The organism is Micromonospora sediminicola, assembly GCF_900089585.1.
In the GTDB taxonomy this organism is placed as follows: Bacteria; Actinomycetota; Actinomycetes; order Mycobacteriales; family Micromonosporaceae; genus Micromonospora; species Micromonospora sediminicola.
The window spans coordinates 4,324,613-4,339,128 of record NZ_FLRH01000003.1; the positions used below are offsets into that span (position 1 = coordinate 4,324,613).

17 protein-coding genes are annotated in these 14,516 nt (G+C 71.6%); 11 read left to right on the plus strand and 6 right to left on the minus strand.

Annotated features, from left to right (window positions below):
• Positions 1-39: 39 nt before the first annotated feature.
• The 4 genes from GA0070622_RS19870 to GA0070622_RS19885 are packed head-to-tail and all read left to right on the plus strand — an operon-like array spanning position 40 to position 2,091.
• Positions 40-384, plus strand: coding sequence for a hypothetical protein (locus GA0070622_RS19870; RefSeq protein ID WP_091575213.1), 345 nt, complete (start codon positions 40-42; stop codon positions 382-384).
• Positions 381-848, plus strand: coding sequence for a MerR family transcriptional regulator (locus GA0070622_RS19875; RefSeq protein WP_091575216.1), 468 nt, complete (start codon positions 381-383; stop codon positions 846-848). The genes GA0070622_RS19870 and GA0070622_RS19875 overlap by 4 nt, the downstream gene beginning before the upstream one ends.
• Positions 845-1,180 (plus strand): YnfA family protein, encoded by a 336-nt coding sequence (locus tag GA0070622_RS19880; protein WP_091575219.1) that lies wholly within the window; start codon positions 845-847, stop codon positions 1,178-1,180. Before GA0070622_RS19875 ends, GA0070622_RS19880 begins: the two co-directional genes overlap by 4 nt.
• A gap of 5 nt (positions 1,181-1,185) precedes the next feature.
• Positions 1,186-2,091, plus strand: a complete 906-nt coding sequence (locus tag GA0070622_RS19885; protein ID WP_091575221.1) for an alpha/beta hydrolase family protein — start codon at positions 1,186-1,188, stop codon at positions 2,089-2,091.
• A gap of 14 nt (positions 2,092-2,105) precedes the next feature.
• Here GA0070622_RS19885 and GA0070622_RS19890 read toward each other — a convergent pair whose 3' ends face one another.
• Complete coding sequence (locus GA0070622_RS19890; protein WP_245666443.1) at positions 2,106-2,792, minus strand: phosphatase PAP2 family protein; 687 nt, start codon at positions 2,790-2,792, stop codon at positions 2,106-2,108.
• Positions 2,793-3,040: 248 nt separating this feature from the next.
• Between GA0070622_RS19890 and GA0070622_RS19895 the strand changes: the two genes are divergently transcribed.
• A complete protein-coding gene (locus tag GA0070622_RS19895; RefSeq protein WP_091577689.1) occupies positions 3,041-3,475 on the plus strand; it encodes a hypothetical protein in 435 nt (144 codons plus the stop codon).
• Positions 3,468-4,859: a magnesium transporter MgtE N-terminal domain-containing protein gene (locus GA0070622_RS19900; RefSeq protein ID WP_091575228.1), complete on the plus strand. Its 1,392-nt coding sequence runs from the start codon at positions 3,468-3,470 to the stop codon at positions 4,857-4,859. Before GA0070622_RS19895 ends, GA0070622_RS19900 begins: the two co-directional genes overlap by 8 nt.
• 72 nt (positions 4,860-4,931) lie before the next feature.
• Here GA0070622_RS19900 and GA0070622_RS19905 read toward each other — a convergent pair whose 3' ends face one another.
• Positions 4,932-5,435 carry a hypothetical protein gene (locus GA0070622_RS19905; protein WP_141684597.1) on the minus strand — a complete coding sequence of 168 codons (504 nt, stop codon included), beginning with the start codon at positions 5,433-5,435 and terminating at the stop codon, positions 4,932-4,934.
• Positions 5,436-5,530: 95 nt separating this feature from the next.
• On the opposite strand from GA0070622_RS19905, the gene GA0070622_RS19910 reads away from it, so the two are divergent.
• A complete protein-coding gene (locus GA0070622_RS19910; RefSeq protein WP_141684598.1) occupies positions 5,531-5,896 on the plus strand; it encodes a hypothetical protein in 366 nt (121 codons plus the stop codon).
• Between the two features lie 69 nt (positions 5,897-5,965).
• On the opposite strand, the gene GA0070622_RS19915 is transcribed toward GA0070622_RS19910, so the two are convergent.
• Entirely contained in the window at positions 5,966-6,607 is a 642-nt protein-coding gene (locus GA0070622_RS19915) for an adenylate kinase family protein (RefSeq protein WP_091575236.1), read from the minus strand.
• Positions 6,608-6,769: 162 nt separating this feature from the next.
• Complete coding sequence (locus GA0070622_RS19920) at positions 6,770-7,183, minus strand: MarR family winged helix-turn-helix transcriptional regulator (RefSeq protein WP_091575238.1); 414 nt, start codon at positions 7,181-7,183, stop codon at positions 6,770-6,772.
• A gap of 110 nt (positions 7,184-7,293) precedes the next feature.
• Between GA0070622_RS19920 and GA0070622_RS19925 the strand changes: the two genes are divergently transcribed.
• Both GA0070622_RS19925 and GA0070622_RS19930 read left to right on the plus strand, forming a co-directional pair.
• Positions 7,294-8,208, plus strand: a complete 915-nt coding sequence (locus GA0070622_RS19925; RefSeq protein WP_091575241.1) for an alpha/beta hydrolase — start codon at positions 7,294-7,296, stop codon at positions 8,206-8,208.
• Between the two features lie 169 nt (positions 8,209-8,377).
• On the plus strand, positions 8,378-8,917 hold the full coding sequence (locus GA0070622_RS19930; protein ID WP_091575244.1) for an SMI1/KNR4 family protein: 540 nt from the start codon (positions 8,378-8,380) through the stop codon (positions 8,915-8,917).
• 104 nt (positions 8,918-9,021) lie between these two features.
• Here the strand turns inward: GA0070622_RS19930 and GA0070622_RS19935 are convergent, their stop codons facing one another.
• Positions 9,022-9,453 carry a CPCC family cysteine-rich protein gene (locus GA0070622_RS19935; RefSeq protein WP_245666445.1) on the minus strand — a complete coding sequence of 144 codons (432 nt, stop codon included), beginning with the start codon at positions 9,451-9,453 and terminating at the stop codon, positions 9,022-9,024.
• A gap of 201 nt (positions 9,454-9,654) precedes the next feature.
• On the opposite strand from GA0070622_RS19935, the gene GA0070622_RS32890 reads away from it, so the two are divergent.
• Both GA0070622_RS32890 and GA0070622_RS19945 read left to right on the plus strand, forming a co-directional pair.
• Positions 9,655-10,056 (plus strand): hypothetical protein, encoded by a 402-nt coding sequence (locus GA0070622_RS32890; protein ID WP_218060602.1) that lies wholly within the window; start codon positions 9,655-9,657, stop codon positions 10,054-10,056.
• Between the two features lie 186 nt (positions 10,057-10,242).
• Positions 10,243-10,722: a HEAT repeat domain-containing protein gene (locus GA0070622_RS19945; protein ID WP_141684599.1), complete on the plus strand. Its 480-nt coding sequence runs from the start codon at positions 10,243-10,245 to the stop codon at positions 10,720-10,722.
• Between the two features lie 249 nt (positions 10,723-10,971).
• On the opposite strand, the gene metH is transcribed toward GA0070622_RS19945, so the two are convergent.
• Positions 10,972-14,475, minus strand: coding sequence for a methionine synthase (gene metH / locus GA0070622_RS19950; RefSeq protein WP_091575248.1), 3,504 nt, complete (start codon positions 14,473-14,475; stop codon positions 10,972-10,974).
• Positions 14,476-14,516 lie beyond the last annotated feature (41 nt).

Below are 14,516 nucleotides of genomic sequence, written 5' to 3' on the forward strand. Positions count from 1 at the left end.
CTTGCATCCGGTACCCGGGTACGGGCTTACCGTCGAGGAGTGAGCGACGAAGACGGATCCTCCTGGGTGCCCGACGCCTGCACCCTGCCGACCACCGAACGGCCGCTGCGGCTGGCCGAGTTCGACACGCTGTTCCGCGACGCCGTCCGCGCCGTCGACCGGCCGTCGGCCCGGCACCTGCGGCTGCTCCTCGACGGGGCCGACCAGGTCGAACGCACGGCTCGCGACCTCGCCGCGCGCGAATCGGCGTGCTGCTCGTTCTTCACCTTCGACCTCACCCGGCCGGACGGCGGGTCGCTGACCCTCGACATCCGGGTGCCGGCGGCCCACACCGACGTCCTCGACGCCCTCGCCGCCCGGGCCGCGTCCCGCCACGACCGATGACCACCGAGCCCGAGCTGCGCAGCGGCCAGCTCGCCGCCGCGGTGGGGGTCAACGTGCAGACGTTGCGCTACTACGAGCGGCGCGGGCTGCTCGCCGCACCCCGCCGTTCGCCGGGCGGACACCGCCTCTACCCCGCCGAGGCCGTCACCCTGCTGCGGATGGTCAAGGCCGCGCAACGCCTCGGCTTCACCCTCGCCGAGGTCACCGACCTGATCCCGGCGGCCCGGCGCACGCCCCACGCCGACAGCGGCCTCCGGGCCCGCGCCCGGGACAAGCTCGCCGAGGTGGAGCAGCGGCTCGCCGACCTCACGGTCGCGCGCGACACGCTCCGCGCCGCCGTCGCGGCCGGCTGCGACGACCTGGTCGCCTGCGCCGCCAGTCCCCGCTGCCCCCTGCCCTTCGACCAGCTCGCCGAGCCCGCTGACCTGCGCCGCGCGACCGTCACGCTACGGTCGGACGCATGACGGTCGCGCGTTCCATCCTGCTGTTCCTGGTCGCCGCGCTGGCCGAGATCGGCGGCGCCTGGCTGGTCTGGCAGGGCTGGCGGGAGAACCGGGGGCTGCTCTGGATCGCCGCCGGGGTGATCGCGCTCGGCCTCTACGGATTCGTGGCCACCTTCCAACCCGACCCGAACTTCGGCCGGATCCTCGCCGCCTACGGCGGCATCTTCGTCGCCGGCTCGCTGGCCTGGGGCATGGTGGTCGACAGGTTCCGCCCCGACCGTTACGACCTGGTCGGCGCGGCCATCTGCCTGGTCGGCGTCGCCGTCATCATGTACGCGCCGCGAGCGAGCTGACCGCGATGCTGTTCCTGCCCGAGGTGGCGGAACTGACGTTCCGCCACGGCGACGACACCCTGGTCGGCGACCTGGTCCGGCCGCCCTGGCCCGGGCCGTACCCGGCGGTCGTGTTCGTCGAGGGCTCCGGGCCCGGCGGGCGCGACCAGCGCGACTGGCAGACCGGGCTGGCCGCCGCCGGCTTCGCGAGCCTCGCCTACGACAAGCCCGGCTCCGGGGCCTCCACCGGGGACTGGACCCGGCAGACCCTGACCGACCGGGCCGGCGAGACGCTGGCCGCGGTGGGCGCGCTGCGGACGCGGGCGGAGGTGCTTCCGCACGCCGTCGCGCTGGTCGGCGGCAGCCAGGGCGGCTGGGTCGCGCCGCTCGCCGCGTCCCTCTCCCCCGCCGCCGTCGCCGCCGTGGTGATCGTGTCCGGCCCGGCGGTGGGGCTGGTGCCGCAGGAGGAATACCGACTCCGGCGCCAACTGCCCGCGGCGGGCTTCTCCGACGACGACGTGCGACAGGCGACGGTGCTGCTGCGCGAGCAGGTGCACCGGGTCCGCGCCGGCGACGACCCGGCCGACGTCCACACCGCGCAGGCGAGCTGGCACGACGCACCCTGGTACCCGCTGCTCGCCGGCACCTCGCCCGCGACGATCGGCTTCCTCGCGGGCATCGCCGACCACGACCCGGAGCCGGCGCTGGCCGCCCTGCGCTGCCCGTTGCTGGCGATCTACGGCGCGGACGACGTGCAGGTGCCGGTCGAGGCGAGCGTACGGGCCCTGGAGCGCATCCTCGGCGGGACCGGTCACGCCGACCACACGGTCATGGTCTTCCCCGACGCCGACCACGGCATCCGGGTACGGGGCACGCGGGCGCCCGGCTTCGACGAACTGGTGGTGACCTGGCTGCACCGTCGGCTGCGCTAGCCCGGCGTCCGCCGTCACCGCGCCGGCCGCTCCGGAGCGCATCGGTCACGGGTGGACCCGACCGGTCGACGCACGGCGGGCGTCAGCAGCACCACGACCGCCGCGGTGACCGCCGTGCCCAGGAGCAGCCCGGCGACGACGTCGTGCGGGTAGTGCACTCCGGCGACCACGCGCGCCGCCGCGGCGAGCAGGCCGGCCGGCACCGCGAACCCGGCCAGCCGGGGCGCGGCCAGCACCAACCCGGTCGCGAGGGCGCCGGCGACGGTCGAGTGGTTGCTGGGGAACGACCAGTCCCCGGCCGGCGGACACGGCACCCAGCCCGGTACGTCGGCGATGGCCCGACAGGGCCGCTCCTGATCCACGACGAGCTTGAGCGCCTCGCTCGTGACGTACGCCAGGACGGCACCCGCGCCCGTGAGCGCGACGACGGCGGTCGCTCCGGTGCGCCGCCGCCGTCCGACCCAGCCGACCCACGCGAGCGCGGCGAGGAGGAGCAGCGGCGCGCCGAGCGCCGCGTGCTCACCGAGGCGGACGACCCCCGCCGGCACCCCGACGACGGCGCGGTACAGGTCGGCCGAGACGCCTTCGGTCACCACCTCCGGCCGGGGGTCGCCGAGGCCACCCGGAGCGAGCGCCGCCACGGCCCCGGCGCCGACGGTGAGGATCAGCACGGCCAGCATCAGCCTGCGAGAAGAGGTCATCGGGAGACGGTAGGGACGGTCAACGGTCCGGCGCACCGTCCGGACGGCAGGCCCGCACCCTCACTTTCGTCAGGGTCCGAGGTCCGGAACCGGCACTTCGCGCACCCCCTACGTCGGCTTCCCACCGTTGCGGGCGATGTGCCGTCGGGTGCCGGGCCGGAGTCCGTCGCGGGTCCGCTGCCCCACCGGTGCGGCGTGGGTCCTCTACGCTGGATCGACGACCGTCGTCGACAGTGGGGAGCCTCCGCGTGGATCCGCAGATGTGGGCCCTGGCCAACACCGCGGGCACGACCGTCGTCGCGCTGCTGGCCACCGATGCGTGGTCGACGGCGAAGTCGGCTGTCGACACCGTCTGGCGGCGCTTCCATCCGGAACGCGCCGAGGTCGTCGAGGCCGAACTGGTGGACACCCGCGCGGATCTCGTCGCCGCCTCCGAAGAGGACCGCTCCGCCCTGGAGGCAGAGCTGGCCCAGCAGTGGCAGCATCGACTCCGCCGTCTTCTGACGCACGACCCGGAGGCCGCCGTCGCACTGCGGCACCTCTTGGACGACGACCTCGTTCCCGCCCTGCGGGCAACCGGCCGGACGTGGCGGGGTGACGTGACCCAGCGGGCCACGGCCAGCGACCACAGCCGGATCTACCAGGTGGGGCAGGGCGACCTCCACGTGCGGGGCGATGGCTGACGAGACGGGCCCGACCGGCGCCGACCGGGTCGAGATGAACGCCGCCGCCCAGGACGGCGCACGGATCTACCAGGTGGCGCAGGGCACCATCTACGTCGACGCCGGGCAGGCGCGCTCGGCCGCGCAGCGGCTGGCGAGCATGCCGGTCCACCAGTCGGTCGACCAGCTCATGACGATGAGCCAGAATGACGCCTGCTGGGTCCTCACGGAGATGGACGAGGCGTCCGCCGCACGGCGTCTCGCCGCGCTGCCCCGCGACCGGTGCGCGGCACTGCTGGCCGGCATGGACGAGGGGCTGGCCGCCAAGCGGCTGGTGCTACTCCCCCAGGAGCTGGCGGTCCACGTCCTCGGCGCGATGCCGGCCGTACGGGCCGCCGACCTGCTGGTGGAGATCCCGCCGGACCGGGTCCCGGGGCTGCTCGACGGGATCCCGCCGGACCGGTCGGCCGCGCTGCTGGGCAAGACGTCCGACGACCGGCTCTCCGCGCTCCTGCACCTCGAATCCTGGACGACGGCGGACACCCTGCTGCGGCGTCTTCCCGCCGCGCGGGTGCTCGCCCTGTCGTGGCCGCCTCCGGCCGACACGGACCACCTGCCGCGGCGCAACCGCGAGTTGTGGGCCAGGCGCGTCGGAGCCGCGCACAGTCACGCCGCGCGCCGGATGGCCGCTGACCTGGCCGCCGTGCCGGACGACCGGGCACTCGCCGAGTTGTCCGCGCTTCCGGCCGGATCGGCCGTCCTCGTGGTCAACCGGCTCGACGAGACCCGGGCCACCGACCTGCTGTCCCGAGCCCCTCGGCCGTGGGTGGCCGGGCTGCTCGACCACGGCCTCTCGCAGGGGGCGAAGTTCCTGGTGCGGATGCCGCCGGAGCGGGCCGAGGCGGTGCTGGCGGCGATGTCGCCGCGACGGGCGGACCTCCTGCACGGGCCCCTGCGGATCGGCCGCCTGTCCCCGAGGGACGCCGCCGCCGAGCTGGCCACGGCTACTGTCGACGACGTCGTCCAGCTGGAGGCCCACCTCGGCAGCGCCTGGCTCTACGCCACGCTGTCCGCCATGGAACCGGCCCGGGTGGCCGCGATCCTCAGTGACAGGATGCTCTTCGACCACGTACCCGCCGACGTGCAGGTCTTCGTCGAGGCGATGCCGACGCCCCGCCAGGCGACGGTGCTGGCCTGGCTGCCACCGGCGCGGGCCGCCGCCGTGGTCGCCCGCCTCGGCGACGAACAGGTACGGCGCCTGCTGACCGAAATGCCCGCACAGTGGGGGGCCGTGCTCGCGGCGGGGATGCCCGTCGAGCGCCGCCGGCACATCCTGGACGGCCTGCCGAGGCAGATCCGGCAGCCGCTGACGGACGCCGCCCGGGCCCGGGGCACGGCGCTGTGAGCGGGCCGCCGCTTCCCGAAACACCGACCACAGCCTCTGAGAGAACGGCCGGCCGAGGGCGTCGTCGCGCGGCTACCACGGCCAGTGGCGGGCCAGGTCGGCCGGATCGTCGCCCGGCGACACCGCGACCGCGTGCGCCCCACCGTCGTCGAACACCAGCAGCGGGCCCGCCCGCGACGCCAGCGCCACCACCGCGGCCAGCGCCGCGGCGCCGGACGGCTTGCGGAACCCGACGTCACGCACGGCCCGGTCCGGCTCCACCAGTTCGTCATCGTCCGCGCCGTCGACGCCCAGACTGACCTCGCCCAGGTCCCTGCCGCCCGTCGAGGCACAGGTGGCAGGCTCCGGGCAGCCCGGAAGATCCCGGGCCGGATCGGGCCCGACGACCCGGAACCACGGCACGCCGTGACACCCGGCCTCCCGGAACGCGGACAGGACCTGCGCCACCGTCGGTAACTCGCGGTCGGGCGGAAGCTCCTCGGGCAGGCCGAAGGACGACCCGGCGTCGGCGGCCCACCCGAGTGCGCCGTCCGCCGCCGCGACGTGCAGCGGCATGACCAGCAACGTCCAACTCACCACACGTATGGTGCCATCCGGACGTGGACCCCGCCCCGAGCGCCGCACGGCCTCAGCCCATGGGCCGGCCGGGGGCCGTCTGGCATCCTTCTCCGATGGCCAGCGTGTCGATAGATCGCAGCGGGGACGATCCCGCCGTCGTGGTGGTGATGCTGCAGACGCCCACGTGGGAGTTCCACTTCTGGGCCCACCTCAGCGAACTCGCGCGCCTGCGGTCCATCCGCCAGGCCGACTGGTCCGCTCGACGCGCACTGCAGATCGGCGACGCCGCCGGCATACCGGTGCACTGGGCCATCAACGACGACACCGTCACCGCCCTGATCGGCCACGACGACGAGACCTGGCACATCGCCTTCTCCATGCCCGTCGAGACGATCGACCGTCTCGCCGCCGAGGCCCTGGAGCTCCTGCCGGAACCGGATCCGCCCACTCCGTACCCCGGCCAGCTCGAGATCTTCTAGCCGGACGCGGCGTCGACACCGATCGTCAGCAGAGGGCTGGCGCCGTCTCGGCTCGACCCACGCGTTCGGTCAACTCCGCGCGAGTCGACCGGCCAGTTCGGTGGTGATCTCCTCCGCCGGCCGGGCGGCGTCGACGCTGATCAGGGAACCCGCGAAGCGGTAGCGGGCCAGCACGGGAGCGCTGTGCAGGTGGTGGACGCCCAGTTGGCGGGCGACGGCCGGAGGGCGATCGTCCTCGCGATGGACCAACCCGCTACCGCAGCGGTCGCACACACCGTCGACCTGCGTCGGCGCCGACTCGACGTGCCAGACCCTGCCGCAGCCCCGGCACAGGCGGCGCCCCGTCAACCGCCGGGCCGCCTCGGCATCGGCCAGGACCAGCTCGACCACGTGGAACCCCGACGTCTCCAGCGCCCGCAACACCGCCAGCACCGGAGACTCCGTCCAGAAGACGAAGCCGTCGACCGCGTCAGGCTCGCCGAGCCGGCGCCGTACGATCGCGACGACCAGGTCGATCGGTGGCGCCTGCTCGGCGTTCATGAATCTACGCAGCTCGTCGCCCAGCGCCGATCCCGTACGCACCGCTGACTGCACCGCGTCCACCATGGAGATCGAGGGGACGCCGAGCCGGCCGGCGAGGCGGTACGCCACCTCGGCCGTCTCCGCGCCGGGTGGCCCGATCAGGGCCAGCCTCGCCACCGCCGTCGCCACATCCGGATCCTATTGTCCGGAGTCGACGACGCCCAGCGACGTGGGCTGGTGCTCTGACCGGGAAGGTTCACCGGGGCGGTCGTCCGGGCTGACGAATCTACTCGGTCACCGCACCGGCGAGCAGGGGCTCACCGGGCAGACGAACCGCTCGTGACCATGGACTCATGCGGGCGAGAGCATCTCCTTGAGGATGCGCTGCAACTCCGTGCGGTCCTGGGGGGTGACCCTCGCCAACCTGCGGTCGTACTCCGCTGCGAGGGCGGCAAGTGCTCGATCGCGTGCTTTCGTGCCCTCGTCGGTCAGTACGAGCCGGTGACGCCGCAGGTCCGCCTCGTCGATCTCGCGGCGGATGAAGCCCTTGGCGACGAGGTTGCGCACGTAGACCGTCACGCTCGCCTTGGGCAGCAGCAGTGCCGTGGCGATCTCGGCCGGGTACGGCGATGCCTCCACCTCGGCCAGGACGAAGAACTCCTTCGTCTCCAGCCCGAGCTCGGCCAACTCCTCCGTGCAGGCGTCCATCACGACTGCCAGCAGCCGCTGGTTCAGCGTCCACAGCTGCGCGCCGTCGACCGACATGCGGTCCCTCCATCCCCCTTTGGTACAGTTTCGTATTAGTTTCAGATCGTACAATAGGCAGTATTGTACTGGACTTCTATGGAACAACAATCTCACGAAGGAAGCCGAGCATGATTCAGCACCTCACGATCCCGCGCGGTCCCATCAACCTCGCCGCGGACCTCCACCTGCCCGACAGCGCCGACGGCAGCGCACCGCTGCGCGCCGTGGTGCTCTCCACCCCGGGCAGCAGCGTGAAGGAGCAGATCGGCGCCAACTACGCCTCCCGTCTCGCCGCCCGGGGCATCGCCGCGCTCGTCCTCGACCCCGCCCATCAGGGCCGGAGCGAGGGCGAGCCCCGCGACCTCGAAGACCCCTACCGCCGAGGTGAGGACATCTCCTACGCCATCGACATGCTCACCGCGGCCCCCGGCATCGACCCGCGGCGCATCGGCGTCCTCGGCATCTGCGCCGGTGGGGGCTACGCCGTGCACACCGCCCGCACTGATCACCGCATCAAGGCGGTCGGCACGGTCGTCCCCGTCGACATCGGCGCCGCGTTCCGCAGCTTCTCCCCGGACGGTCCGGCCGCAGCACTCGACACCCTCGCGGACGCACGGACCGAAGAGGCCCGCTCCGGCGAGACGACCCGCGTGAACTGGCTGCCCGACACCCTTGCGGACGCCACGGCAGCGGGCCTGACCGACATCGACACCACTCAGGCCGTCACCTACTACCGCACCGCGCGCGGCGGTAACGAACACTCCACGAACCGGCGCCTCCTGCGCAGCGACTCCCTCCTGCTGGGCTATGACGCCTTCCACCTGGCCGATCAGCTCATGACCCAGCCGCTGCAGGTCATCCTCGCCGGACGCCTCGGCAACACCGGCTCCTACGACACCGGCATGCAGCTGTGGAAACTGGCCCCCAACCCGGTCGACCTCATGGTGATCGACGGCGCCGGCCACTACGAGATGTACGACGAGCCCGCACACGTCGACGCCGCCGTCGAAAGGCTCACCAACTTCTACGTCAACAACCTGTGAGGCATCCAACCGGGCGACCCTGTGCGGTCACAGCACCAGAGCATCGAGGCAATGTTCCCGCAGATCAGGCGCGGTGACGGCGTCACTTAACGTTGAACTGTCGCCGGGTGCCAGGCCGGCCGGGCAAAGGGCACCCAACCCCCGTTTGAGCTGCGCGAACATCAAAGGCATGCCGGGGCCCGCGGGACTGGCTCCAACCGACTACCGTCGACCCGTGCTCGATCCCGCAACTGTCTTCGACGGATCCGGTCCCCTTGAGGATCCGCTCACCGACGAGACTCTACGGGCGGTGGAAGCGCAGCTTGGATACCAGTTGCCGGCCGCGTACGTGGACCTCGCTCGTCGACACAACGGCGGCGCCTTCGCCCGTGACGCCCATCCTGCACCCAGCCGGACCTCATGGGCTCGGGACCACGTCGGCGTGTACACGCTCGCGGCGATCGGTCGAACTGCTGACTTCAGCCTCTGCGGCGAGCTCGGCAGTGCGTTCTGGGTAGCCGAATGGGGCTACCCCGCCATCGGCATCTACATGGCCGACTGCCCATCGGCGGGTCACGACATGATCGCCCTCGACTACCGCTCGCCAGGAGAGCCGGCCGTCGTACACGTCGACCAGGAGCGGAACTACCAGATCGCGGTCCTCGCCCCCGACTTCGAAACCTTCGTGGCAGGTCTCGTCGAGGAGTCCGAGTACGACGTGGACGACTGATCGTCCGATCCGCGACGGTGTAGTTCAGCCGGCCAGACGTCGAAGCGGAACTTCGGGCGACTGTCCCGCTACCAGCGTAGCGAACCGCCCGCGATCCAATCACGTCACATCGTCTTGGGCGCCGATCGGCGGCGTCTGCGCTCTTCCCAACGGGCTTGTCGCTCGGCATAGGCACGCCGCGCATCCGCCAGGCTGACCGGCCGTTCGGCGTAGGCACGCCGGGCATCCGTCAGACTGAGCGAACCGTTGGGGCCGCCTCGCACCGTGTCAGCGTCTTCGTCATCCTGCCCGTCGTCCTCCCAGCCGCAGGCGAAGCAAATCTCGAACTGACCTCGCCCCTCAAGCGTCGGGTGCCGACAGCAGGGACACGCGTACGGTTCGCCCCCCGCTTCAGCGACTACAGATCGCTGGTTCAACGCCTCGACGTACTGCTCAAACCACCTGGTGCGGCTCGTGAGTTCTTCCGCGGACGGCCCCTCCTGCTGACCGGCATGCTCGTCCGTCATCTGCACCTCTCGCGTGTCGATCCAGTTCACGTATCGAGCTCAGCACAGAAGGGCTCCACCGCCGCAGGGAGGTGGTGCTACCGCGTTCGCTGAAACGTACCGTTCGCAACTCTGTCGACATGAACTGCCCGAGGCAGACAAGATCGTCTAGCCGGACGTGACACGCACGTCCTGAGACCCGCGGACCAATCTCGATAGACGGCCAAGAGCCAGCGTGGGTAGCTTCGCGCCGTGACGCGGCTCAAGCGGTATCGGTACGTCGGACCACCAGAGATCTTGGCCCGACAGGTCGGTCCGGTGGGGATCGTCGTCGCCGACACACCAAGTGCGCTCGATATGTGGCTCGATGATCGGCGGACGACTGGGCTCGAAGAGCCTGCCACCTTCGTCGTCGACCGTCATGGCACGCTCCGGGTCGCGCCTCGCCAAAACGAGCATGTTGCCTGTGCTGCCGGGCAGGACGTCTTGGCCGCCGGAGAGATCACCTTCGCCGCGAGCAACACCGGATACGTCGTCCAAGCGGTCAGTAACCAGTCGACCGGCTACTGCCCAGACCCTGACTGTTGGCGGCAGTCGCCGCAGCACTTGATCGTCTCGGCATCCCACATCCAGGCGGCTTCACCGCCGCACTGACCTTCAGATGGTGCACAGCCTGCGGGCAACGCAACATCGTGCGAGACGACGACTTCGCCTGCGCTCTCTGCGATGGTGCCCTGCCACCTCACTGGAACTTCGACCCTGCGTGACATTCCGTCAAGCCATGTGCCGGATAGACGCGGACAGCCGATGCCCAGGGCCTGCTCCACCCAGGAGCATGAGATGGTGCCGTACGAGTATGAGAACCGGGACAGAGGGCGCGACGCGCTGAGAAGGGCACTGGCTCTCCTCACCGACCTCGATCCGCGGGTCCGTGAGCACGGTGCCGATGAAGTCGGCGACTGCCTTCGACGCTGCGCCGGCGACCAGGACGACACGGAGGTCGCCACGGCACGGCTGGTCGCGCTGACCGTCGCCGAGACGGATGAGCGTGTGCGCGAGTCAGCGTTGAATGCCTGCGCTGACGCGGCCACCACGTACGCGATGCCGCTGGCGGTGTTCCAGCCGCTAGCGCCGCTGTTGCCCAACCTGTCGGCAGAACTCACCGGGTATGTGCTGCTCATCCTTGGCCTGACACACGACCCGGCCGCCCGGCCGATCATCACGCCGTACCTCAACCATCCAGAGGCGTCTGTTCGGTTGGAGGCCAACGATGCGTTGACGGAGCTGTCAGCGCGGCGGCCGACGATCATCTATCCATAGTTTTCACCCTTGCCCTGAGCCTGATCTTCACGCACGTCCTGAGGCCCGAGGCGCTGTCCCTGTGCCTCGGCCACGCCGACCCCGGCTTCACGCTGCGGGTCTACACCCACCTGTTGCGCACCAGCGAGGACCGTACCCGCTGGGCGATCGACACTGCCTTCGGGCAGGGCCCCACGGCCCCGACGGCCTGACCACGGCCTGAACGCCCCATCGGGAAAGTGTTTGCGCAGCTCAAGCCGGGTGATGGGGTCACTTGGCGTTGAAGTAGCTCGCCTCCGGGTGGTGGACGACGATCGCGTCGGTGGCCTGCTCCGGCACCAGCTGGAACTCCTCCGACAGCTGCACCCCGATCCGCTCCGCGCCCAACAGCTCCACGATCTTCGCCCGGTCCTCCAGGTCCGGGCAGGCCGGATAGCCGAACGCGTACCGGCAGCCCCGGTAGTCGGTGCGCAGCAGACCCGCGAGGTCGGCCGGGTCGTCGTCGGCGACCGTGCCGCCGCCGGGCAGCACCAGCTCGGCCCGGATCCGCCGGTGCCAGTACTCGGCGAGCGCCTCGGTGAGCTGCACGGACAGGCCGTGCACCTCCAGGTAGTCGCGGTACTCGTTGGCGGCGAACATCTTCGCCGTGTACTCGCTGATCGGCTGCCCGACAGTGACCAGCTGCAACGCCACCACGTCGAGCTGCTCGCCCCGCGGCCGGAAGAAGTCGGCCAGGCACAGCCGGCGTTCCTGCCGCTGCCGGGGGAACGAGAACCGGGCCCGCTCGCTGTGCCCGTTCTCGTCCAGCACCACCAGGTCGTTGCCCTCGGAGTACGCCGGGAAGTAGCCGTACACCACGGCCGCCTCCAGCACCTGGTCGGAGATGAGCCGGTCCAGCCAGTAGCGCAGCCGGGGCCGCCCCTCGGTCTCCACCAGCTCCTCGTACGACGGGCCCTTGCCGCCCCGGGCGCCGCGCAGCCCCCACTGGCCCAGGAACGTGGCCCGCTCGTCGAGCAGCGCCGCGTAGTCGGCCAGCGGCACACCCTTGACCACCCGGGTGCCGAAGAACGGCGGCGTGGGCACGCCCACCTCCACGGCCACGTCGGACCGCACGGAGGCGTCGTCCAGCTCGGGCAGCGCCTCGCGGACCATGGCCCGCTGCCGCTCGCGCCGTTCCCGGCGGGCCGCCAGCGCGGCCTCCCGCTCCGGGTCGACCATCGGCGCGCCGCCCCGCTTGGCCGCCATCACCCGGTCCATCAGGGACAGCCCCTCGAACGCGTCCCGCGCGTAGTGCACCTGGCCCGGGTAGACCGAACGCAGGTCGTCCTCGACGTACGCCCGGGTCAGCGCCGCCCCGCCGAGCAGCACCGGCCAGCGCTCGGCGACACCCCGCTCGGCCATCTCGGCCAGGTTCTCCTTCATGATGACCGTGCTCTTGACCAGCAGCCCGGACATGCCGATGGCGTCGGCCCGGTGTTCCTCGGCCGCGTCGAGGATCGCGGCGATCGGCTGCTTGATGCCGATGTTGACCACGTCGTAGCCGTTGTTGGACAGGATGATGTCGACCAGGTTCTTGCCGATGTCGTGCACGTCGCCCTTCACGGTGGCGAGCACGATCCGACCCTTGCCGTCGTCGTCGGTCTTCTCCATGTGCGGCTCCAGGTAGGCCACCGCGGTCTTCATCACCTCGGCGGACTGGAGCACGAACGGCAGCTGCATCTGCCCGGAGCCGAACAGCTCGCCGACCACCTTCATGCCGTCCAGCAGCAGGTCGTTGATGATGGACAGCGGCGTGCGGCCCTCGGCCATCGCGGTGTCCAGGTCGGCCTCCAGGCCGTTGCGCTCGCCGTCGACGATCCGCCGCTTGAGTCGCTCGTCCAGCGGCAGCGCGGCCAGCTCCTCGGCCCGGGTGGCCCGCGCCGACGAGGCGTCCACGCCCTCGAAGACCTCGATGAACCGCTGCACCGGGTCGTAGCCCTCACGGCGGCGGTCGTAGACCAGGTCCAGCGCCACCTCGCGCTGCTCGTCGGGGATCTTCGACATCGGCAGGATCTTGCTGGCGTGCACGATGGCGGAGCTGAGGCCGGCCTGGGCGCACTCGTGCAGGAACACCGAGTTGAGCACCTGTCGGGCCGCCGGGTTCAGACCGAACGACACGTTGGAGATGCCGGCGGTGAAGTTGACGCCCGGGTAGCGGGCGGCGATCTCCCGGATCGCCTCGATCGTCTCGATGCCGTCGCGGCGGGTCTCCTCCTGCCCGGTGGCGATCGGGAAGGTCAGCGCGTCGATGAGGATGTCCTCCCGGCGCAGCCCCCACCGGCCGGTCAGGTCGTCGATCAGGCGGGCGGCCACCCGTACCTTCCACTCTCGCGTGCGGGCCTGGCCCTCCTCGTCGATGAGCAGCGCCACGACGGCGGCGCCGTGCTCCCGGACCACCGGCATGACCCGCGCGTAGCGGGAGTCGGGGCCGTCGCCGTCCTCGAAGTTGACCGAGTTGACCACGCACCGGCCGCCGAGCATCTCCAGCCCGGCCTCGACGACCGCCGGCTCGGTGGAGTCCAGCATGATCGGCAGGGTGGACGCGGTGGCGAACCGACCGGCCAGCTCCCGCATGTCCTGCGTGCCGTCGCGCCCGACGTAGTCGACGCAGAGGTCGAGCAGGTGCGAGCCGTCCCGGGCCTGGCTGCGGGCGATCTCCACGCAGGCCTGCCAGTCGCCGGCGAGCATCGCCTCGCGGAACGCCTTCGAACCGTTGGCGTTGGTCCGCTCCCCCACCATCAGGATGCTGGCGTCCTGGGCGAACGGCACGTGGTGGTAGATCGAGGAGACGCCGGCCTCCGGCTGGGGCTCCCGGGCCGCCGGCCGGCGCCCGCCCAGGCGCTCCACCAGCATCCGGATGTGCTCCGGCGTGGTGCCGCAGCAGCCGCCGATCAGCCCGACGCCGTAGTCGTCGACGAACCGCTCCAGCGCGTCGGCCATCTCCTCCGGGCCGAGCGGGAAGTAGGCGCCGTCGGCCGTCAGCACCGGCAGGCCGGCGTTCGGCATCACCGACACCGGGATACGCGAGTGCTGCGCCAGGTAGCGCAGGTGCTCGCCCATCTCGGCCGGGCCGGTGGAGCAGTTGAGCCCGATCAGGTCGACCCCGAGCGGCTCGATCGCGGTCAGCGCCGCCCCGATCTCGCTGCCCAGCAGCATGGTGCCGGTGGTCTCGACCGCCACCTGGCAGATGATCGGCACGTCCCGGCCCGCCGCGTCCCGGGCCCGCTTCGACCCGACCACCGCGGCCTTGACCTGGAGCAGGTCCTGGCAGGTCTCGATGATCAGCGCGTCCGCCCCGCCGGCGATCAGGCCGGCGGCGTTCTCCTGGTACGCGTCGCGCAGCGAGGCGTAGCTCGCGTGCCCCAGCGTGGGCAGCTTGGTGCCCGGCCCCATCGAGCCGAGCACGAAACGCGGCTGCTCCGGCGTGGCGAAGGCGTCGGCCGCCTCCCGGGCGATCCGCGCCCCCGCCTCGGAGAGCTCCCGGATCCGCTCGGCGATGCCGTACTCGGCGAGGTTGGGCAGGTTGGCCCCGAACGTGTTGGTCTCCACGCAGTCCGCGCCGGCGGCCAGGTAGGCCTCGTGCACGCCGCGGACCACGTCCGGCCGGGTGACGTTGAGGATCTCGTTGCAGCCCTCGAGGCCGTCGAAGTCGTCCAGGGTGAGGTCGGCTGCCTGGAGCATCGTCCCCATCGCGCCGTCGGCGATCAGGATCCGGTCCGCCAGCAGGTCACGCAACGAAGTAGGCACAGGGCCAGGTTAGTGCGCGCGGGGACGGC

Excerpts from the sequence above, each read along its gene's own strand:
- GA0070622_RS19875 (WP_091575216.1), top strand. The coding sequence starts at position 381 with ATGACCACCGAGCCCGAGCTGCGCAGCGGCCAGCTCGCCGCCGCGGTG.
- GA0070622_RS19880 (WP_091575219.1), top strand. The coding sequence starts at position 845 with ATGACGGTCGCGCGTTCCATCCTGCTGTTCCTGGTCGCCGCGCTGGCC.
- GA0070622_RS19885 (WP_091575221.1), top strand. The coding sequence starts at position 1,186 with ATGCTGTTCCTGCCCGAGGTGGCGGAACTGACGTTCCGCCACGGCGAC.
- GA0070622_RS19890 (WP_245666443.1), bottom strand. The coding sequence starts at position 2,792 with ATGACCTCTTCTCGCAGGCTGATGCTGGCCGTGCTGATCCTCACCGTC.
- GA0070622_RS19900 (WP_091575228.1), top strand. The coding sequence starts at position 3,468 with ATGGCTGACGAGACGGGCCCGACCGGCGCCGACCGGGTCGAGATGAAC.
- GA0070622_RS19910 (WP_141684598.1), top strand. The coding sequence starts at position 5,531 with ATGGCCAGCGTGTCGATAGATCGCAGCGGGGACGATCCCGCCGTCGTG.
- GA0070622_RS19920 (WP_091575238.1), bottom strand. The coding sequence starts at position 7,183 with ATGTCGGTCGACGGCGCGCAGCTGTGGACGCTGAACCAGCGGCTGCTG.
- GA0070622_RS19925 (WP_091575241.1), top strand. The coding sequence starts at position 7,294 with ATGATTCAGCACCTCACGATCCCGCGCGGTCCCATCAACCTCGCCGCG.
- GA0070622_RS19930 (WP_091575244.1), top strand. The coding sequence starts at position 8,378 with ATGCCGGGGCCCGCGGGACTGGCTCCAACCGACTACCGTCGACCCGTG.
- GA0070622_RS19945 (WP_141684599.1), top strand. The coding sequence starts at position 10,243 with ATGGTGCCGTACGAGTATGAGAACCGGGACAGAGGGCGCGACGCGCTG.